Annotated in this window: 20 protein-coding genes; 9 read left to right on the top strand and 11 right to left on the bottom strand. The window is 58.6% G+C overall.

Features of this window, described 5'->3' with window-relative positions; translation table 11 throughout:
- The first annotated feature begins 82 nt into the window (after positions 1-82).
- The gene (locus QDT79_RS15895; RefSeq protein WP_063989827.1) at positions 83-970 is read left to right on the top strand and encodes a LysR family transcriptional regulator; all 888 of its coding nucleotides are present in this window, start codon (positions 83-85) and stop codon (positions 968-970) included.
- Positions 971-1,053: 83 nt separating this feature from the next.
- Here the strand turns inward: QDT79_RS15895 and QDT79_RS15890 are convergent, their stop codons facing one another.
- The 3 genes from QDT79_RS15890 to QDT79_RS15880 form a co-directional block, all read right to left on the bottom strand.
- The gene (locus tag QDT79_RS15890; RefSeq protein WP_033643027.1) at positions 1,054-1,188 is read right to left on the bottom strand and encodes an AcrZ family multidrug efflux pump-associated protein; all 135 of its coding nucleotides are present in this window, start codon (positions 1,186-1,188) and stop codon (positions 1,054-1,056) included.
- A 193-nt stretch (positions 1,189-1,381) separates the two neighbouring features.
- On the bottom strand, positions 1,382-1,852 hold the full coding sequence (locus QDT79_RS15885; RefSeq protein WP_063989826.1) for an Rrf2 family transcriptional regulator: 471 nt from the start codon (positions 1,850-1,852) through the stop codon (positions 1,382-1,384).
- A gap of 131 nt (positions 1,853-1,983) precedes the next feature.
- Positions 1,984-2,379 carry a DUF427 domain-containing protein gene (locus QDT79_RS15880; RefSeq protein ID WP_063989825.1) on the bottom strand — a complete coding sequence of 132 codons (396 nt, stop codon included), beginning with the start codon at positions 2,377-2,379 and terminating at the stop codon, positions 1,984-1,986.
- A 231-nt stretch (positions 2,380-2,610) separates the two neighbouring features.
- Between QDT79_RS15880 and osmB the strand changes: the two genes are divergently transcribed.
- A complete protein-coding gene (gene osmB / locus QDT79_RS15875) occupies positions 2,611-2,823 on the top strand; it encodes an osmotically-inducible lipoprotein OsmB (protein WP_004940700.1) in 213 nt (70 codons plus the stop codon).
- 156 nt (positions 2,824-2,979) lie between these two features.
- Here the strand turns inward: osmB and QDT79_RS15870 are convergent, their stop codons facing one another.
- Positions 2,980-4,524 (bottom strand): methyl-accepting chemotaxis protein, encoded by a 1,545-nt coding sequence (locus QDT79_RS15870; RefSeq protein ID WP_308317187.1) that lies wholly within the window; start codon positions 4,522-4,524, stop codon positions 2,980-2,982.
- A 414-nt stretch (positions 4,525-4,938) separates the two neighbouring features.
- Here QDT79_RS15870 and QDT79_RS15865 point away from each other — a divergent pair, with 414 nt between their 5' ends.
- From QDT79_RS15865 to QDT79_RS15855, 3 genes are all read left to right on the top strand, one after another.
- Positions 4,939-6,177, top strand: coding sequence for a putative porin (locus QDT79_RS15865; RefSeq protein ID WP_308316725.1), 1,239 nt, complete (start codon positions 4,939-4,941; stop codon positions 6,175-6,177).
- 49 nt (positions 6,178-6,226) lie between these two features.
- Positions 6,227-6,622, top strand: a complete 396-nt coding sequence (locus QDT79_RS15860) for an SRPBCC family protein (RefSeq protein WP_308316724.1) — start codon at positions 6,227-6,229, stop codon at positions 6,620-6,622.
- 226 nt (positions 6,623-6,848) lie between these two features.
- Positions 6,849-7,052, top strand: coding sequence for a hypothetical protein (locus QDT79_RS15855; protein WP_254623412.1), 204 nt, complete (start codon positions 6,849-6,851; stop codon positions 7,050-7,052).
- A 72-nt stretch (positions 7,053-7,124) separates the two neighbouring features.
- On the opposite strand, the gene QDT79_RS15850 is transcribed toward QDT79_RS15855, so the two are convergent.
- Together QDT79_RS15850 and mrdA2 are read right to left on the bottom strand one after the other, a co-directional pair.
- Positions 7,125-8,843, bottom strand: a complete 1,719-nt coding sequence (locus QDT79_RS15850; protein ID WP_038875183.1) for a penicillin-binding transpeptidase domain-containing protein — start codon at positions 8,841-8,843, stop codon at positions 7,125-7,127.
- Positions 8,844-8,950: 107 nt separating this feature from the next.
- The gene (mrdA2, locus tag QDT79_RS15845) at positions 8,951-10,876 is read right to left on the bottom strand and encodes a peptidoglycan DD-transpeptidase MrdA2 (RefSeq protein WP_308316723.1); all 1,926 of its coding nucleotides are present in this window, start codon (positions 10,874-10,876) and stop codon (positions 8,951-8,953) included.
- Between the two features lie 294 nt (positions 10,877-11,170).
- Between mrdA2 and QDT79_RS15840 the strand changes: the two genes are divergently transcribed.
- On the top strand, positions 11,171-11,452 hold the full coding sequence (locus QDT79_RS15840) for a YjcB family protein (protein WP_130018272.1): 282 nt from the start codon (positions 11,171-11,173) through the stop codon (positions 11,450-11,452).
- Positions 11,453-11,489: 37 nt separating this feature from the next.
- On the opposite strand, the gene QDT79_RS15835 is transcribed toward QDT79_RS15840, so the two are convergent.
- The gene (locus QDT79_RS15835; protein ID WP_107226156.1) at positions 11,490-11,939 is read right to left on the bottom strand and encodes a MarR family winged helix-turn-helix transcriptional regulator; all 450 of its coding nucleotides are present in this window, start codon (positions 11,937-11,939) and stop codon (positions 11,490-11,492) included.
- Between the two features lie 251 nt (positions 11,940-12,190).
- Between QDT79_RS15835 and QDT79_RS15830 the strand changes: the two genes are divergently transcribed.
- Positions 12,191-13,390 (top strand): multidrug efflux MFS transporter, encoded by a 1,200-nt coding sequence (locus QDT79_RS15830; protein ID WP_063989820.1) that lies wholly within the window; start codon positions 12,191-12,193, stop codon positions 13,388-13,390.
- 171 nt (positions 13,391-13,561) lie between these two features.
- Here QDT79_RS15830 and QDT79_RS15825 read toward each other — a convergent pair whose 3' ends face one another.
- The 4 genes from QDT79_RS15825 to QDT79_RS15810 form a co-directional block, all read right to left on the bottom strand.
- Positions 13,562-14,053 carry a nuclear transport factor 2 family protein gene (locus QDT79_RS15825; protein ID WP_047727596.1) on the bottom strand — a complete coding sequence of 164 codons (492 nt, stop codon included), beginning with the start codon at positions 14,051-14,053 and terminating at the stop codon, positions 13,562-13,564.
- A 9-nt stretch (positions 14,054-14,062) separates the two neighbouring features.
- Positions 14,063-14,515 (bottom strand): MoaF-related domain-containing protein, encoded by a 453-nt coding sequence (locus tag QDT79_RS15820; RefSeq protein WP_242512562.1) that lies wholly within the window; start codon positions 14,513-14,515, stop codon positions 14,063-14,065.
- A 310-nt stretch (positions 14,516-14,825) separates the two neighbouring features.
- Complete coding sequence (locus tag QDT79_RS15815) at positions 14,826-15,260, bottom strand: VOC family protein (RefSeq protein WP_308316722.1); 435 nt, start codon at positions 15,258-15,260, stop codon at positions 14,826-14,828.
- A gap of 17 nt (positions 15,261-15,277) precedes the next feature.
- Positions 15,278-16,147 carry a helix-turn-helix domain-containing protein gene (locus QDT79_RS15810; RefSeq protein WP_107226153.1) on the bottom strand — a complete coding sequence of 290 codons (870 nt, stop codon included), beginning with the start codon at positions 16,145-16,147 and terminating at the stop codon, positions 15,278-15,280.
- Positions 16,148-16,328: 181 nt separating this feature from the next.
- Between QDT79_RS15810 and QDT79_RS15805 the strand changes: the two genes are divergently transcribed.
- A complete protein-coding gene (locus tag QDT79_RS15805) occupies positions 16,329-17,246 on the top strand; it encodes a DMT family transporter (protein WP_107226152.1) in 918 nt (305 codons plus the stop codon).
- Positions 17,247-17,300: 54 nt separating this feature from the next.
- Entirely contained in the window at positions 17,301-18,197 is an 897-nt protein-coding gene (locus QDT79_RS15800; RefSeq protein ID WP_308316721.1) for a PhzF family phenazine biosynthesis protein, read from the top strand.
- The last annotated feature ends 488 nt before the right edge of the window (positions 18,198-18,685 follow it).

Raw genomic sequence — 18,685 nt, 5'->3', positions numbered from 1 at the left:
GAGCATAGAGCGTGGCGATTAACGGAAAAACAGGCTAGATTTCCTTTCATAGCGGACATTCACGTCCGTAATGGGGTAAGCAATGGATAATCTGTCTGGGGTGAGCGTCTTTGTGCAGGCCGCCGAGACGCTGAGTTTCGTTGAGGCCGGCCGCGTGCTCGGCATTTCCGCTTCCGCGGTGGGGAAAAGCATCGCCCGCCTGGAAAATCGGCTGGGTGCACGCCTGTTCCACCGCAGCACGCGCAGCATGACGTTGACCGCCGAAGGCCGGCTGTTTCTGCTCCGCTGCCAGCGTATTCTCGGGGAATTAGCGGCAGCGGAACGGGAAATCAGCGATACGCACAGCGCGCCGCGCGGCAAGCTGCGCGTCAGTTTGCCGCAGGTGGGCGGCCTGTTGAATCCGGTGCTGGCGGAATTTGTCCGGCGTTACCCGGAGATTGAGCTGGAAACCGATTTTTCCGACCGTCGGGTCGATGTCATCGAAGACGGCTTTGATGCCGTGGTTCGCGTCGGCGAGACCGAGGATTCACGGCTGATGAGCCGCCAGCTGGGCACGTTTCATCTGCAACTGGTGGCCTCGCCGGATTATTTGCGCCAGATGGGGATCCCGCATCAACCGGCGGAACTGCAAGGCCATGCCTGCCTGCTGTACAAATTTCCCTCGACCGGCAAAGTGGAACCCTGGCCGATCGCCGGATGGGAAAAGCTGCTCGCCGAGGGGATCAATGCCCGGCTGGTCTGCAACACCGTCGATACCCTGATTTACCTGGCGGAAAGCGGCCAAGGCATTGCCTGTTTGCCGGATTTTGCCGTGAAGCGCGCGCGGGAACAGGGGCGATTGCAAGCGATCTTGTCCGAGCATTGTCACCACAGCGGCAGCTTTAAAGTTCTGTGGCCTTCCAGCAAGCATCTGACGCCGAAACTCAGGGTGTTCATCGATACGCTGAGCGCCCGGCTTTTTCGGGATTAGAGGGGGATTTACGCCAGGGAACAAGGATGGGGCAGGAAAATGCGGGGGGAGCCGGAGGACGAGAGCCGCCCCCTGGCGTGCCATCAGCCGTTTTTGCGGCCGATAGCGGAAAAGACGTTGAACACTTCACCCAGGCCGTAAATCGCGCCGAGCAAGACGGCCACCATTACCGGCACCAGGACCACCACGGTGGCCAAGCTTTCAATCATTTCTAACATCGTTCTCTCCTGGTTTATAAGCACAGCGAATCTGTGCCGGAAGAAAAGGTTTCCGGCCAATCGGTTGAGTATCGTGGGGAGGCAGTCTAAAACGTGAGCTACATCACACTTGATGCGAGCTAATGTAACTTACACAATTACATTAACGCAATGCAAAAAATGCTCTGCGCGAGGCAGGGATTGGCGTGTTTTTTTATTGCGTATCCGCTTGATATTGCGGTGAACAAGGGACAAAAGGATAGCCTGCGCGCCGCTCGACCTGCCCGGCCATTTCGGCGATGCTGGTTTGCGCCAGGCTGGCTTCCAACGCGTGACCAACGCGCTCGAACTCTTGCTCCAGCACCGGGGTAATGGCGTGGCCGATATAGCACGCATCGTTAGGCCGGGCACGGTGCAGCATGAAATACGGTTGATCCTCTACCGCGCGATACACGTCCAGCAGCGAGATCGCTTCCGCCGGCCGCGCCAGCAGCGCCCCGCCACCTTGTCCCATCTGTGAATAGGTCAGCCCGGCCTCCGCCAGTGCGCCGAGGATGCGGCGCACCACCGTCGGGTTGGTGTTGACGCTGCGCGCGATATCTTCGGAACGCACCGTCTGGCCGCGACACAGCGTGATGTTGGTCAGAATGTGGATGGCAACGGCAAATCGCGTAGAGGTAGACACCTTGGCACCTGCTCAGAGTTTCGTTTATGTCGGATTAAAACATAAGGAAAGCGTATCAATTCCCGGTAATACACATAATGAGTAGGGATAATGAGAATGTCAACCTGCCCCCGCCCGATGCCCGCTGCGGCTCACGCTTCGGTACGGATCTCCGCCACTTTATCGGGATAAAATGCCAGATGATCCTTGATTGCCAGCACGGCGTTATAGGGCATTTCATAGCTCCAGGCCACATTGGCCCCCTGCTCGCCGTTCAACACGCAGGAGAAATAACTGCAGTCACCCTTATAAGGGCAGTAGCTGACGTGCTCATTTTTCTGCAACAGCGCCCTATTCACGTCCTCACGCGGAAAGTAAAACACCGGCGGATAGGTGGCTTCCTGCAGGATGAGCGCGTTGCGGCTGTCGGCCAGGGTTTGCCCGGCGGCACGCACGACAACCCGCGCCGGATGACGGGTCAAGGTGATCGGGTGGTCCGGGCCGGGGATTTTCACCGGTTTGCCGGATGCGGAAACGAGATCGGACATGGCGGCCTCCAGAGTGTGCGCCCCGCCCCCCGCGAGGCGTCTTTCCAGTATAGACCCACGATTTTATCGGCGGCCGCACATTCGGCGAGCAATCGCTTTTCACCGCCGCAAAATTAAGAATTTTTACCTGTTCGATTTTCTTGCAGAGGAATACATTCATCCCAACTTCTACCGGCGGATTAATCGGATTATTTTTAATCCATTAATCAGTCAATTTACCAGGAACTCATTATGAATATTAAACGTGCCGCAGGTGTATTGGTGGTGGTGATGGCGACGCTTTCCGTTACCGCATGTGGACATATGTCCAATCGCGATCGCAACACGGCGATCGGCGCGGGCGTGGGCGCCGTCGGCGGCGCGGTACTGACCGACGGCAGCACGCTGGGCACCCTTGGCGGCGCAGCGCTCGGCGGCATTATCGGCCACCAGACCAGCCGTTAATCATCCCGTCAAAAATAATCTCTGCAGGCCGGCGTTTTTTTAACCCATAAACACCGGCCTGTTCTTTTATTTAACCGCAGAACTTTCTCTGGGTATGAAAAATAATAAATAACGTTAAGCGCAGCTTTATTATTCATTAATCTGCGTCAGGGTTATTTATTGCGCAGGCAGCCTGAAGCGCGCCATTGCGTTTTCTAACCGTTCCGACTCGCCCTGCAACAGCTGCGAAGCTTCGGTCACCGCGCTTACCACCGTGCCGGTTTGCCGCGCCACTTGGTTCAGCGCCGCAATGCGCGCCGTCACGTCTTGAATGCTCTCTCCCTGATTGAGCGACGCCAGGGAGATTTCCCCCATCAACGCGCTGCATTTGTTCACCAGATCGATAATCTGGCGCAGGTTGCCCGTCAGCAGATCCACCGCCTGCGAACCTTGATCGATTTGCTGCAGCGAACGGTTGATCAACTGCTGAATATCGCGCGTCGAGTGGCTGCTCTTTTGCGCTAACAGGCCCACCTCTTTGGCCACGATGGCAAAGCCGCGGCCATGAACGCCGGCGTGCGCCGCCTCGATCGCCGCATTCAGCGCCAGAATATTGGTCTGGAACGCCACGCTGTCGATCAGCGCGACGATGCCGCGCATCTCGGCCGATTGGTTGACGATCCCTTGCATCGAAACATTGACGGTTTGCATCATCTGTTCACCGGCGCCGGCGCACTGCCGGGCCTGTTCGGTTCGTTGGCTGGCCTGCTGCGCATATTGGCCGTTTTCCTCCACCCGCGCCGCCAACTGCTGTACGTGCTCGGTCGCCAACTGCAATTCGCCGTCCTGCTTCGCCGACTGCGCCGTCAACTGTCGATTGCCGTCCGCCAGCCGCTCGACGCCGTTCAGGATCCCGCTCGCCGCATCGCGCACCTCGCTCACCAGGCGCTGCAGACCGCCCTGCATATGGCCCATGCTGGTCTGCAACTGACGCATTTCACGATTGAACGCCCGCTCAGGTGGCAGCGGCCGCGAAAGATCGCCGGCGGCCAGCACGTTGAGGTGTGCGATCGCCCGCTGCAACGGCGCGATCACCCAACGAGAAACACCGAACCATACCCCCACGGCGATCAGCGCCAGCGTGGCCAGCGCGCCGAGCGCAAAGGTCCTCGCCTGCTCCAGCGCCGCCAATTGCCGTACCTTGACGTCATCGCCACGCCGTTCGTTCAGCGCCTGGTAAGCGAGATACTTCTCGTTGAAATCCGCCTGAAATGCCTGGATCGGCACGGCGAAAAACGCATCGATGCTGTTGTCCTGTAACCCCTGCGCCTGCTCTTTCAGGCCGTCATAGAACAGGCGATAGCTGTCTTTCAGGGCGCCCGCCGCCTCGGGCGCCTCCGCGCTCAAACGCTCGAACTGGGTGAAGGCCTGCGCTGAAGCCTGCAACGCTGCCAACGACTCATCCAGCAGGCTGTGCCAACTGCCGTCGGAGCCGGTGGCTTTGTCCTGCAGGTAATAGATGCCCGCACGGTTCAGACTGTCGCTGGCCGTCAGCAGAGACAGTCTGGCGCGATCCATCGTCGCCTGTTGGCGATGCAGCGCATCGCCCGCCACCAGGTTAACCTTGGCGTCGCGCAGAATATTGGAAATAAATACGGTGGAAAACAATTGCAGCAGAGAAAATAGCGCGATAACGCAAATTACGCCGCTTAATAAGCCCATGATCTGGCCGAAGCCAAACGCGCGCGGCAGCGCCGCCGCAGATTTTACCCTGCGGCCCAGTGTCAGTTTTATGCTCATGATTTTTAGTCAGTAATACCAGGATGACGCGAGTCTAACGGGCATTGATGACACTATTATTTCAGCCTGCCTGGTGTCGCCCCCGCAGACCAAGACGAGCTAATAATCGGCATTGCTCGTCAACTCTCATTTTTATTTCTTGACTTGTTTAATACCGGAATTATAGTTTTTTCATTAAACAAGAAACAAAGCTTCATATATTAACCGACATTGAATTTAATATATGAAACGCTCGATAAAATCGTCTCAAATATAAAACCGATGCGCGTAAACACCTTGTTCACAGGTGAAACTCGCTCGCCTTAATAAACAGTCTACTTGCTTCAGGGGCCAGGCATGCGCAAGATTACGCTTTGTTTTTTTCTTGTTTCACCAGTGAGTTATGCGGCTGCCGTCGCATTGCCCAACGACGCTGCCGCCACCGCGGCGCCGGTAAAAAAAAGCCGCCCGGCATTTCCGCATATTCATTGGCAAAGCGAGGATAATAAAAAGAATATTGATATCGGCGGCGCGCTGCGCGCCAATTATCGCTATGAAGATTGGCACAGCAGCAATTATCGAAATCCTCCGCATTTACGCTTTGACGCCTTTCGCATCGATGCCGCCGGCCAGGTAAACGACGCGTTTTACGATAGCGGATTCTGGTTTCAGGATCGGCGCAAATACGCCATCGATCGCGCCTATGTCGGCTACCACCTGTCTGAGCGTTCCGCCGTGCAGCTTGGCGCACCGTTCAAACCGTTCGGCCTGATGCCCTACCCGCAGTTCGGCTGGTCGTACGGCATTCCGTTTTACCTCGGCTTCGGCGTCAACACCGGGCTGGGCGCCAAATACCAATACCAGCATGACGATTGGGCCTTCGACGCCGCCTACTACCCGCGCATGATGCCGACCGGCGTGCGTTATGCCCCCGACGTCGCCAGCTACGACGACCTGAAAAACACCAACTTTGCGTCGCAGCACCTGCAGCGCAACGAAAAACGCGATCAGGTAAACCTGCGGCTGACGCGCGCTTTCCATCTGGGCGGCTGGGACAATGAGCTCGGCGGTTCGCTGGCGGCTTCGCGGCTCTATAACCAGGCGACCGGCGATAACGGCAGCTTCTGGGCGGCGGGTTTACATACGCTGGTGAATTACGATCCCTGGCATCTGTCCGGCCAGGTGATCCGCTACGGTTACGATGCCAAAGGCCCGGCTGGGGCCAACAATTCGGTGATCCTGATGGGGGGCAACGGCCTGACGCCGGCCTATCTGATCCCGTCGCAGGCCACCACCGCCGCCATCAACCTGGCGCGCGACGTCGACGTGCCCTGGGGGCCGGTGAAAAAGCTGCGGTTCTACAACGATTACAGCGTGCTCTGGAAGGACAGGCACGGCGGCTCCGACTCTAAAATGAACACGCTGGGGGTACAAGTGTTCGCCATGCCGGTGATGCTGTGGGTGGATCTGACCTGGGCGCAGAACGCCAACCCGTGGGGCGGCGTAGAAAACGCCACCGGCTGGACCGGCACCCAGTCCTCCGGCAGCAATAAATGGTATTTTCGCACCAACGTGAACATCGGTTACTACTTCTAAGCGCGGCGGGATCTACACTGAAGTATCGCCGCCAACCGGAGAAACCACGATGCTGAGCGCACAAACGCTGCATGTTACCATCAACCACCCTTGTGACGAGGTGTATGCCTTTCTCAGCCAGCCGAAAAACTTCCCCTTGTGGGCCAAAGGGTTAGCCAACAGCTTGCGGCGAGAAGATGAAGACTGGGTGGCGGACACCCCGCAGGGGCGGATCCACATTCGCTTCAGCGCGCCAAATGCCTTCGGCGTGCTGGATCATTGGGTGACGCTGCCGGACGGCGGTGTGGTCTACGTGCCGCTGCGCGCGCTCGCCAACCGGCGCGGCACAGAGGTGATCTTCACCCTGTTCCGCCAACCGGATATGGACGATGCGCTGTTCGCCCGCGACGCCGGGCTGGTGAACGCCGATCTGCAGGCGCTGAAGCATTACCTTGAGCCCAGCTAACCGCTTGTTGGAACATTTATTTCAATGAAAGACAGCAATTGCGTTCGGGAAAATAAATGTTGTTTTTAGATGTTGATATAAATATTCAATATAAATATCAATCAATGAATCAGGGCGCATCCATAATGAAATCTGCCGTAGACGTTATACCAACAAATTAATACTCTCATTAGCGCTCGTCGTGTAACGGCAAGCATGGGACTCTATTTTCATTAATTAAGGAAGAATGATGAAGTTATCAAATCTGATGCTGCTCACAGCGATTTTAGCCACCACCGTTAGCCTCCCTCTCACCGTTAATGCTACCGAACGCCCGGCAGGCTACTGCTCAAGAATCTACTCACCGGTACCTTATGTCACCAAAGAAGGTAAAACTATTCAGGCACCCAATGCTTGCGTAGCGAAATGGTGGGCAACCCAAGGGAAATAACGCGCACGTCAAACTCGTTGTATTAAATATTGGGCCAGAGATTCTCTGGCCCAATATTTCCCGCTTAAATCATCACCCCTTGACCGACGACACCACGTTAAGCGGCTGGGCGTCCGGCAGAATATTCATGTGCTCCAGCACCTGGGCCATAATCTTGCCGAACACCGGCCCGGCCACCGAACCGCCGAAGTGCTTGCCGGCTTTCGGGTTGTTGACCATCACCACCAGCGCCACCTGCGGATCGCTGGCCGGCGCCACGCCGGCGGTGTAGTTGATGTAGCCGCCGTCGTATTTGCCGCTCGGGCCCATTTTCTCGGCGGTACCTGTTTTGATCGCCAGCCGGTAACCCGGCACCGCGGCGCTTACCCCGCTGCCGCCCGGCAAGGCGTCGCTCTCCATCATATGCACCACGGACCGTACCGTATCCGCCGGCAGAATACGTTGCCCCATCACCGGCGGCGTCACCTTGGTGATCGACAGCGGCCGATAAATGCCGAAGGAACCGATAGCGGCGTACTCGCGCGCCATCTGCAGCGGCGTCACGCGCAGCCCATAGCCGAAGGAGAAGGTAGCGCGTTCGATATCGGCCCAGCGTTCGCGGTGCTGCGGCAGGTAGCCGCTGCTCTCGTTGCCGATGCCAAGCTCCGTCGGCCGCCCCAGGCCAAAGCTGCGATAGACCGCCGGCAGCACCGTGGCCGGCAGCGCCAGCGCAATGTGCGATACTGCGATGTCGCTCGATTTTTGCAGCACGCCGGTGATGGTCAGCTTCGACCAGTGGCCGACGTCTTTGATCAGGTGACCGTTCACCCGATACGGCGTGGTGTCCAGCACCGTATCCGGCCGGATCAACTTATGCTCCAGCCCCACCATCACCACCACCGGTTTCACCGTCGAGCCCGGTTCGAAGCTGTCGCTGCTGCACACGTTGCGAATGTCTTTCGCCGGGGTGCTGCCATAGTTGTTCGGGTTGAACGACGGGTAGCTGGCCATGCCGAGGATCTCGCCGGTGTCGATCTTGACCAGTACCGCACAGCCGGAGTCGGCCTGGTTGGCCACCACGCCGTCGCGGATCTGCGCATAGAGCACGTACTGGATAAATTTGTCGATGCTGAGCGTCACGTTCGGCGGCGGCACCGGATCCACGCTTTTTAGCACGCCGATCACCGCGCCGCTGCCGTCCTTCTGATAGACCCGCAGGCCGTTTTTGCCCTGCAACAGCGGGTTGAAGCCCAGCTCGATGCCCTCCAGACCCTGATTGTCCTGGCCGACGATGCCGATCAGCCCGGCGGCGTCCTGGCCCATCGGATAAAAGCGGCTGAAATCCTGCTCGGTGCTGACGCCGGTCAGGTGCAGTTTGCTGATATAGGCGGCGTTGTCGTCCTCCACCTTGCGCGCCAGATAGACGAAACGCTTATGCGCGTTGCTTTGGATCAGATGCTGCACGTCCGCCAGCGGGATCTTCAGCACGTTGGCCATGCTCTGCCAGCGCTCGTTACCGGTGTCGGTCTGGGTATCGAGAATGTGTTTCGGATCCAGCACGATGTCTTTGGACGACACGCTGACCGCCAGCGCCTCGTCATTGCGATCGGTGATCATGGCGCGGTTGGTCGGCACCACCTGGGTGCGGATCGAGCGCTGGTCAGCCTGATCCGCCAGTTGCTGGTGTTCCAGCAGCTGCAGATAGCCGACCCTGAACGCCAACAGAAAAAAACAGACCAGCATGCCGGCGCAAATCCAGCCGAAACGAACTGTAGAATAGGTTTTACCGCTTTTTTTGGTCGATGGCGCCACTGTTGTGTTAACCCTGCGTTTTTATTCGGTTTATGGTGTTATTTCAGTCTACCTTGCCGGAAATGGTCAGGAGATTGCAGTTTGTAAGAAAGTAAAAACAAACCGCATCACCGTTGCACATCCGCACTGTCGTTTAACTGCGGTTTACTTTGCACCTGATCGCCGGGCTGCGGCGCGTTGGCCGGGTCAAAAATGTGGTCGAGGATCGCGCGCGCGGTCGGCCCCGCCACCACGCCGTCGCCGCCGCCGTTTTCCAGGATCAGCGCCATCGCCACCCGGGGGGTTTTGTAAGGCGCGAACAGCGTATAGAAGATGTGATCGCGCAGCCGCACCGGGATCATTTTGGCGTTGTAGGTCTGGTTTTGCTTCAGGCTGAACACCTGCGAGGTGCCGGATTTGGCGGCAATCTGATACGGCGCGGTGTGGAACAGTTTGTAACCTGTGCCGTTCGGCAAGTTGGCCATGCCGTACATGCCGTTGCGCACAATGCCCCAATAAGGTGAGTGGGGATCGCCGATCTGCGCCGCTTGCGCAGGCGGCTGGTAGCGCGTCACCCGGTTGCCCTGCTGCAGCGAATACAGCAGATGCGGCGTTTTCACCTGGCCGTTATTGATCAGCGTGGTCAGCGCTTTCACCATCTGGATCGGCGTCGCCACCCAATATCCCTGGCCGATGCCTACCGAAACCGTATCCCCCTGATACCAGCCCTTTTTGTGCACCTTCAGCTTCCAGTCGCGGCTCGGCAGTACGCCGCGGTACTCTTCGTTCAGATCGATGCCGGTGGACTGGCCGTAGCCGAACTGGCTCAGCCAGTGGTGGATACGATCGATGCCCATTTCATATGCCACCTGATAAAAGAAGGTGTCGGCGGACTCCTCGATCGCTTTGGTGACGTTGAGCATGCCGTGGCCGGTTTTCAGCCAGTCGCGGTAGCGGCGCTCGGTGCCGGGCAGCGTCCAGGTCGGCGCGCCGAAAAAGGTGGTGGTGGGCGTGATCACGCCGGCGAACAGCGCCGAAACGGCCATGTAGGGCTTCACCGTCGACGCCGGCGGGTACAAGCCCTGAGTGACGCGGTTGATCAGCGGCAAATCCGGGTTGGTCAGCAGCGCCTTATAGGCCTGATAGCCGATGCCTTTGACGAAAGGATTGGGATCGTAGCTGGGGCTGGAGACCATCGCCAGGATGCCGCCGTCGCGCGGATCTTCGACCACCACCGCGGCGCGCTGCCCCTTCAGCACCGATTCGATGTACTGCTGCAACGGCAGATCCAGCGTCAGATAGATGTTTTTGCCGGCCTTCGGCGGCTGCTCCTTCAGGAGGCGGATCACGCGCCCGTGGTTATCCACCTCCACCTCCTGATAGCCGGTGGTGCCGTGCAGTTCGGACTCGTAATAGGCCTCGATGCCCTGTTTGCCGATGTTGCGGTCGGCGGCATAGTTCTCGCTCAGCCCGGCCTTGTCCAGGCGTTTGAGATCGCTGTCGTTGATCTTCGACACATAGCCCAGCACGTGCGCCAGCTGGGCGCCGTAAGGATATTCACGCTGTTGATAGGTATCGATCGTCACCCCGTCGAAACGGTATTGATTGACGGCAAAGCGCGCCACCTCGGTGTCGCTCAGCCCGGCTTTGAGCGTCACCGGCTTGTAGCGGCTGTTGTGGTGCATGTCGTCGCGAAACGCGCTGATGTCTTCCGGCGTCAGGTCGACGATTGGCGTCAGCGCCTGTAGCAGCGCCGCCATGTCGGAGATTTTGCTGGGCGTGATCTCAATACGATACAGTGTCACGTTTCGCACCAGCGGAATGCCATTGCGATCGAAGATCAGCCCGCGGCTGGGGGCGATCGGCAGCATCTTGATGTCGTTCTGATTGGAGCGCGTCTGGTAAAAGCCGTGCTGGCGGATTTGCAACCGATAGAGGTTGACGATCAGCGCGCCAAAACAAACCGCCACCAGCGCCAGCGCCACGCCTGCCCGGCGGATAAACAGCCTTTCTTCCGCAGAGTGGTCGCGAATCTTTTCTTTTAACAGGGCCATGCGGTGCCGTTACCTTTTGCGTCACATTTCCCCGCAAAATCAGGGGACTGAAAAGCCGGCAAGCATAGCGTTATCGGGCGCACCGCCCCATGAAAAGGTTGCTAATGAAATAGCATAACTGTTTCAGCATATTGGAATGTTACCGTCGGCGATTTTTTCACCGCAATCCCCATTGAGCCGCCGTTCGCCCCAATGCTACAATGTGATCTTAATCACACTATTCCCGATATTCCCCCGCATTTCCCTGTCGGCGCCCTGCCGGATGCGGCTTTTTGTTACATAGGATCGAGTTCGATGAGTACCATTGCCACCGGTTTAGTCATGATGCGCTGGGAGTTGCTGAGCGCCGTGATGATGTTCTTCGCCAGCCAGTTAAACGTCGTTTGCCGTAATACCAGCCGCAACGGCATGGCGTTCATGTTCAGCAGCCTGGGCCTATTTACCGCCTGCTGGTTCGTGATGGGCCTGATGGGCATCCACCTGACCCTGGAAGCCTTCACCCAATTCTGGTCTTCGGCCTGGGATCGCTACGTGGACGTGGTCAGCACCATGCCAGTCGATTGGCCGATGCCGTAACCTCGCCGCGGGGCGGCCATACCGGCCGCCCCGTCGATTATTCCGTTTCCGTTGACGGCGCCGCCGCCAGCCGCGCCATCAACGCGCCCGCCTCAATCAACAGCGCCTGCTCGCGCTCACTTAGGCAGCTCTCCATCGCCGCCAGCAGCCAAGCCTCGCGCCGGCTGCGGCTTTGCTGCAGCAGGCCCAGCCCGGCGGGCGTCAGGCGCACCCGCACCCGGCGTTTGTCTTCGGCATCCGGCGTGCGCACCAGCAGCCCATCGGCCTCCAGCTCACGCAACGCGGCCGCCAGGTTAGAGGAGCGCATGCGCTCCGATTCCGCCAGCAGCGACGGCGTCGCCTCGCCGCCGTGGCGATCGATAGCCCCCAACAGCATCAGCTGGGCCCAGGATTTTTCGTCGCTGCGCGACTCGCGCCGCATACGGCGCACCAGCGACATTAACTGCGTGCGCAGCAGCGTCACGTCTTCAGGGTGATCTTTTTTCATTGGCGTCAATCTAGCGTTCAGTTTATCCCTGCTTTCACACCGCCGGATCGCGCGGTGCCCTTCCTGGCTACCGCGCCGCTCTGGCTTAACCTAGTTACCTATGATAATATAGCTATTAATATATAGCAAAAAAGACACTGCATCGGCAGGGTTACGTTTGCTCACGCATTTGCCCCTCGCCGATTAATTTGCAGTGTTATTATTATTTTGCTTAGCAAATCCCTCCTTATTCAACGTGGTACGGTAAGCCGATGGAAGCGTGGAAAGTCAATCTGATCTCGGTCTGGCTCGGGTGTTTCTTCACAGGGCTGGCGATGAGCCAAATCCTCCCTTTTCTACCGCTGTACGTCGAACAGCTCGGCGTCAGCGATCCGCAATCCCTCAGCCTGTGGTCCGGGCTGGTGTTCAGCGGCACCTTTTTGGTCTCGGCGGTAGTCTCACCGCTGTGGGGCAGCCTGGCCGACCGCAAAGGTCGTAAGCTGATGCTGCTGCGCGCCTCGCTGGGCATGGCGATCGTCATCGCGCTGCAGGGGCTGGCCACCAACGTCTGGCAGCTGTTCGCGCTGCGCGCGCTGATGGGGCTGACATCCGGCTATATTCCCAACGCCATGGCGCTGGTCGCCTCGCAGGCGCCGCGCGATAAAAGCGGCTGGGCGCTGGGCACGCTCTCTACCGGGCAGATCTCCGGCGTGATCGCTGGGCCGCTCTTGGGCGGGCTGATGGCCGATCATCTGGGGCTGCGGGTGGTGTTTTTCGTCACCGCCGGGCTGATGTTCGTCAGCTTCCTGGTGACGCTGTTCCTGATTAAAGAACGGCGCATCACGGTGAAAAAAGCGGATCAGCTGAGCGGCAAGGCGGTGTTCCGTTCGCTGCCCTATCCAACACTGATCGTCACCCTGTTCGTTTGTACCCTGATGATCCAGCTGGCCAACTCGTCCATCAGCCCGATCCTGACGCTGTTCATCCGCGAGCTGTCCGGCGACGTCAGCAATATCGCCTTTGTCAGCGGCATGATCGCCGCCGTGCCCGGCATTGCGGCGCTGATCTCGGCACCGCGCCTCGGGCGGCTCGGCGATCGCATCGGCACCGCACGCATCCTGATCGCCGCACTGCTGTTCACCACCGGCCTGTTCGCCGTGATGGCCTGGGTCAATACGCCGCTGCAGCTGGGCATTCTGCGCTTCCTGCTTGGCTTCGCCGACGGCGCACTGATGCCGGCGGTGCAGGCGCTGCTGCTGAAGTATTCCTCCGATCAGGTGACCGGGCGCATCTTCGGGTATAACCAATCCTTTATGTACCTGGGCAACGTGGTTGGCCCGCTGCTGGGTTCGGGCATTTCGGCGATGATGGGGTTCCGCTGGGTGTTCGCGGTGACGGCGGTGTTGGTGCTTTGCAATGCGCTGCAGCTGCGCCATCAGTTCAAAAAAGTGGAGAATCAACGCGCGGGATAACGGGAAATGCGGGGAAACGCCTCAAGCAGTGGTGGGACAATGACGCCCATCAACCGTGCCACCACTGCCAAAGGCGGCCGTAGCCTACTCGACGCGGCGGTCATTTAATATTTATGTAAGTAAATAAAGTGTTGCGGGCGTGTTGAGGGCCGCCGCAGCGGCCCTTGCGGATCAGAACATGGTATTGTCGTTGGCCGATTTTTCCGGCACATCCTGATTGACGTCCCAATGCTCGGTGATTTTCCCCTGATCGTTCACCCGATAAATATCCACGCTGGCGGTGCCGCGATCCTGCGGGTTATTTTGATATTTGACGTGAACGTAGACCAGATCGCCGTTGACCGCGCTGCGGTATATTTTGGCGCTGTACTGCGGATTGTCTTTAAAGGTCTGGCTGAAGAAATCCAGGAATGGCTTGATGCCGTCGCCGACGAACGGGTTATGCTGCTTGTAGTTTTCCACAATCAGCCTCTGTGCCACGCCGATGTCGTGGCGGTTGAAGAAGCCCGCGTACAGATCTTCCACCACCTTCAGCTTCTGCTGGGCATGATGATAACCGCCTTTGCCGGCCGATTTGTAAGACGCCGCCTGATCCGTTGACAGCGCCGGGTAACTCGCCAGCAAGCCGCCGACGATCGCACAGGTGATCAATGCCTTTTTCATAACTGCTCCTTATTTTCCTGAGTGACCTACGATTTTCAACTGCCCTTTCAGATGGGTGAAGCTGCCGTCCCTGGCGGCGATGTTGGTGTACACCTCGCCGCGCTCAAAGTCCTCGATATGCGTCACGTTGTCGCCGGACTGAGGTTCGTGCCAATAGACCATATAGACCTTCGGCCGAATCTCCACCGCAGTGTATTGCACGGTGTCAGTGATGCCCTGCGACGCCTCGCCGATGCCGGTGAAGGTCATGGTCTTGTCATCGGTAAAATCCAGCTTGAAGGCGAAATCGCCGAAGGTCACCTGCACCACTTTACCGACCGCAATGAACTGCCCGTGTTTTTCCGTCATCGTTGCCGCCTTACTGTTAGTCAGGGAGGGTTGCGCCGCCGTAGCGGCGGGCAATGCCAGGGGGAAAGTCAGGGCTATCGCCAGCGCGATGCCCGTTCGCTTCACTGTTTTCATCGTTCCTTCTCCTTTCCGTGGTTGAAAACGAGAATCATTATCATTTCTTAACGATTGGCAGAAATATAAGAATAATCTCTATTCCTATCAGGCACCTGGCGGCAAAAAAAGACGGTGGAAAATCACCGTAAAATGGCATGGCAATAGCGCGTTCTGGCCCTTGGTTTTTACGCAATGAACGGAATTTCTGCTTTCAGGGAAGGATATAACTCGGGGATTTGATGGGTTTATAGCGCAGATCGCTTTAAGCTAATGCGTATTTGTTCTTAAGCCGCCCACCGCCAGCAGGCGACGGCGAACGGCGTGGCGTTTACCGCAGCCAGGGCGTATAGGTGACGCCGACCAGCAACCCTTCCGGGCTGAGCAAACGGGTAACGCTCTGCCCCCACGGCTCTTCGCGATTGGCGACCAACAGCCGATAACCGCGATCGACCAGCCCCTGGGTGGCGGCCGCCATGTCGGCCACGTCGAACTCGATCCACGCCTGCGGCACCGCGAGATCCGCCGGCCAGCGACCGTCGCCAAAGCAGGACTGCGCCGCCTGCGCCAGCGGCCACAGGGCGAAATGCTTTACGCCGTCCAGCGCGCCTTGCTCCGACAGCAGATAGGTTTCGTTGCCCGGCATCGGCTTGAGCGACAGCCCCAGCGCCTCGACATAAAACGCCTTGCTCTCGTCGCTCTCACGCGTGACGGGCCCGAATCCGGCGACAAACAACACGCCCAGCCCGGCAAATTGTTGATCCATGCTGCTCTCCCTTCCGGTTAGCGCCCCTGCCGCACCTGCAGCGGAGCAAATCCATAGGCCGCCTTGAAGCGGTTGCTGAAATGGCTGGCGGAGCTGAAGCCGCACGCCAGCGCGATCTCGGTGATCGGCTGTTGGCTGTGCCGCAGCAGCCGTTCCGCGCGTTGCAGCCGTGCGCGCATCACAAACTGGTGCGGCGCCAGCCCGGTGGCGTGCTTGAACATGCGGGCGAAATGGTATTCGCTCAACCCGGCCTGCGCCGCCAGATCCGCCAACAGCAAAGGCCGATCGAGGTGGTTTTCGATATATTCCCGCACCCGCCTGGCCACCGCAGGCGCCAGGCCGCCGCGCGCCTGCGGCAGCTTCCACTGCAGCTGGCTGTAACGCTGGATCAGATGCGACATCAGCAGGTTAGACGCGCTGCTGAGCGCCAGCAGATTGGCGCTGTCCCGCCAGTCGCAGTTAAGCAAAAACTGGCGATACAGCAGCGTGATCTGCGGATCTTCGCCGAAGCTGCGCGGCTCTACGTTGATCGCCGCCGGGCTGCGATCCCAGGTCTGCTCCGCCAGCTGCCGCAGATGCCCGTCGGTGCAATACAGATGCACGAACGACAGATCGCTGCGCACGTCCCAGGTGGAGGCGTATTGGCGCGGCATGATGCAGAACCGATCCGGCCCGCCGCCGTTGCGCCAGCCGCCCGGCACCTGCTGGTAGCACTCATAGCCGTCGGCGACGTACAGGCTCAGGGTATGGTGATCGGCGCTTTCCTGCGTGACGCGATCGTTGCAGTTTGACCAGGCGGCCAGCTCCACGCCGGTGCCCAGCAGCACGCTGCTGTGCAGCCGCGCCTTGTGCTCACGCAGTGTTTCAAACGCCTGATAGTTGGACATCGCCGGCCCCGTTGTTCGACATGCCGACAGTGTAAAGAGTGGCGCCGCCGCATACCAGCCGCCGCCCCGCGCTTTTGGCAAAAAAAGCGCAAGAATATGCAACTGGGCGCAAAGCGCTGCAAGCGCCGCCGCGCGCCAAAGCGGATACTGCGCCATCGGTTTTTTCGGAGTAACAAATAGAATGAATGCGCTGTTGTACTTCGCCGTGGTGCTGATTTGGGGCACCACCTGGATTGCGATCACCCTGCAACAGGAAGGGCCGGTGGCCATTCCCGTATCGATCGCTTACCGCTTCGCCATTTCCGCCGCGGTGATGTTCGCCGTGCTGCTGCTAACGCGCCGCCTGCGCCGCCTCGCTCCGCGCGATCATCTGTTCTGCGTGCTGCAGGGCTGCTGCGTGTTCGGCTTTAACTTCTTCTGCTTCTACCACGCGGCGGCCTACATCAGCAGCGGACTGGAATCGGTGATCTTCTCGATGGCGGTACTGTTCAACGCCCTCAACAGCCTGCTGTTTTTCCGCCAGCGCCCCAGCCCCAACCTGCTGCCGGCAGCGCTGCTGGGTTTGACCGGCATCGTGGCGCTGTTCTGGCAAGATCTGGCCGCCACCCGCATGGCGCCGGAGCTGCTCAAAGGCATCGGCCTGAGCGCGCTCGGTACCTACGGCTTCTCGCTGGGCAACATGATCAGCACGCGCCATCAGCGCCGCGGGCTGGATATCTTTTCCACCAACACCTACGCCATGACCTACGGCGCGCTGTTGATGGCGCTGATCGCCTTGGCGCAGGGCGCCTCGTTCCAGATAGAATACAGCGGCCGCTATATCGGCTCCCTGCTGTACCTGGCGATCTTCGGATCGGTGATCGCCTTCGCCGCTTACTTCAGCCTGCTCGGCCGCATCGGCGCCGGCGCGGCGGCCTACAGCACCCTGCTATTCCCGCTGGTGGCACTGACCATCTCAACGATCTACGAAGGCTATCAGTGGCACTTCAACGCCGTGCTGGGCCTGTGCCTGATCCTGCTGGGCAACCTGGTGATGTTCGCCAAGCCGGGGCTGAAATGGCGACGGGCAGGTATCTCAAAACAAAACTCAACCCTTTGAAGTCATTGGTGAATATCGTTATCATCAGGTTTTGTTGATAACGGACGATGGCAAATGCTCAGAAGTGATGATGTGACACCCCGCGCCTACAAACAGGTGGACGTGTTTACCCGTACGCCGCTGCAGGGCAACCCCGTGGCGGTGGTGCTGGAGGCCGAGGGGCTGAGCACCGCGCAGATGCTGGCATTAGCCCGTTGGACCAACCTTTCGGAAACCACCTTTGTGCTTAAACCGACGCACCCGGCGGCGGATTATAAGGTGCGCATTTTCACCACCGAAAAAGAGCTGCCCTTCGCCGGCCACCCAACGCTGGGCACCGCCCACGCCCTGCTGGAAGCCGGATTGACGCCTAAACGGCCTGGAGCGGTGATGCAGGAATGCGGCGTCGGCCTGGTGGCGGTCAATATCCAGCCGGAAGGCACATTGGCGTTCGCCGCGCCCGAAGTTGAGTTCCGCCCAATGGCGGCTGAGGAAACAGAACGGCTGATGGCCGCTTTACGGCCCGCGGTGATTGAAGAAGGCTCCCTGCCGGTGATTGCCGAGATGGGCATTCGCTGGCTGATGGTGCGCCTGCCGGACGCACAATCCTGCCTGGCGGTGACGCCGGATCAGGCCACGATTAAACGGCTGCAAACGGCTTGCGATGTGGATGGCGTGGTGATTTATGGCCCCTGCTCCGCAACCGAACCGGCCGATTACGAAATGCGCGCGTTTATGGTGGAATGCGGCGCCTTGATTGAAGATCCGGTGACCGGCAGCGCCAATGCCTGCCTGGCGCGCTTATTGAAGGCCAATCGCTTTCCCGACGGCGGCCGAACCGCACAGGGCTACCAGGTGCGCCAAGGCACCCAACTGAATCGAGATGGCCGCGTGAGCGTGCGCTTTATTGACGGCGAACCCTGGATCGGCGGGCAGTGCCGCACCCTGATTAACGGGACATTGGGTATTTAGTTTGTCGGCGATCGGCGCCAGCGGCAGGTGCGCGTCGATGTCGCTCTGCGGGCTGCGCTCGCCCAGCAGGTTATCCGCCAGATCGTACACTAGCCGCGCGCCCGGTTTTCCCTGATTGGGTTCGCGGTGTTGCAGCAAGCGGCCTTTGATGCAACTAACAATCTAATGTTTTTACTCTTCCTCTTTTTTATTTTTAAAGAGCCGAATATCTCCTTTTCAAGCCTCTACCTTACATCTCATATTCAATGTTGCTCAAATTTGTTGTAAAACTCTAACAATCTTTACCACCATTAACTATCTTATTAATTTCAGGTCTCCACACCTCCCACTATTTTTCTCCAAATTCACAGAATAGTTTTCAATTGAATGTTCGGGGTAGCACGTCGGCCTGGTTCTACCTGTCTGGCTCATAGGTGGTTTTCAGTGAAATAAACATCGAACTTTTAATTAACTTTCAAGGAACGATGTTTATTTAAACTGTTTTATAA

Source organism: Serratia marcescens, from assembly GCF_029846115.1.
GTDB classification, from domain to species: Bacteria; Pseudomonadota; Gammaproteobacteria; order Enterobacterales; family Enterobacteriaceae; genus Serratia; species Serratia marcescens_L.
The sequence above is the reverse complement of the archived record's forward strand: the minus strand, read 5'-3'. Positions and strand labels throughout refer to the sequence as shown.

Bases quoted from the DNA above. Each gene is read 5' to 3' on its own strand.
- QDT79_RS15895 (WP_063989827.1), top strand. From the start codon at position 83: ATGGATAATCTGTCTGGGGTGAGCGTCTTTGTGCAGGCCGCCGAGACG.
- QDT79_RS15860 (WP_308316724.1), top strand. From the start codon at position 6,227: ATGCTGAGCGCACAAACGCTGCATGTTACCATCAACCACCCTTGTGAC.
- QDT79_RS15825 (WP_047727596.1), bottom strand. From the start codon at position 14,053: ATGAAAAAGGCATTGATCACCTGTGCGATCGTCGGCGGCTTGCTGGCG.
- QDT79_RS15820 (WP_242512562.1), bottom strand. From the start codon at position 14,515: ATGAAAACAGTGAAGCGAACGGGCATCGCGCTGGCGATAGCCCTGACT.
- QDT79_RS15880 (WP_063989825.1), bottom strand. From the start codon at position 2,379: ATGTCCGATCTCGTTTCCGCATCCGGCAAACCGGTGAAAATCCCCGGC.
- QDT79_RS15865 (WP_308316725.1), top strand. From the start codon at position 4,939: ATGCGCAAGATTACGCTTTGTTTTTTTCTTGTTTCACCAGTGAGTTAT.
- QDT79_RS15840 (WP_130018272.1), top strand. From the start codon at position 11,171: ATGAGTACCATTGCCACCGGTTTAGTCATGATGCGCTGGGAGTTGCTG.
- QDT79_RS15815 (WP_308316722.1), bottom strand. From the start codon at position 15,260: ATGGATCAACAATTTGCCGGGCTGGGCGTGTTGTTTGTCGCCGGATTC.
- QDT79_RS15835 (WP_107226156.1), bottom strand. From the start codon at position 11,939: ATGAAAAAAGATCACCCTGAAGACGTGACGCTGCTGCGCACGCAGTTA.
- QDT79_RS15855 (WP_254623412.1), top strand. From the start codon at position 6,849: ATGATGAAGTTATCAAATCTGATGCTGCTCACAGCGATTTTAGCCACC.
- QDT79_RS15800 (WP_308316721.1), top strand. From the start codon at position 17,301: ATGCTCAGAAGTGATGATGTGACACCCCGCGCCTACAAACAGGTGGAC.
- QDT79_RS15810 (WP_107226153.1), bottom strand. From the start codon at position 16,147: ATGTCCAACTATCAGGCGTTTGAAACACTGCGTGAGCACAAGGCGCGG.
- QDT79_RS15830 (WP_063989820.1), top strand. From the start codon at position 12,191: ATGGAAGCGTGGAAAGTCAATCTGATCTCGGTCTGGCTCGGGTGTTTC.
- mrdA2 (WP_308316723.1), bottom strand. From the start codon at position 10,876: ATGGCCCTGTTAAAAGAAAAGATTCGCGACCACTCTGCGGAAGAAAGG.
- osmB (WP_004940700.1), top strand. From the start codon at position 2,611: ATGAATATTAAACGTGCCGCAGGTGTATTGGTGGTGGTGATGGCGACG.
- QDT79_RS15890 (WP_033643027.1), bottom strand. From the start codon at position 1,188: ATGTTAGAAATGATTGAAAGCTTGGCCACCGTGGTGGTCCTGGTGCCG.
- QDT79_RS15870 (WP_308317187.1), bottom strand. From the start codon at position 4,524: ATGGGCTTATTAAGCGGCGTAATTTGCGTTATCGCGCTATTTTCTCTG.
- QDT79_RS15805 (WP_107226152.1), top strand. From the start codon at position 16,329: ATGAATGCGCTGTTGTACTTCGCCGTGGTGCTGATTTGGGGCACCACC.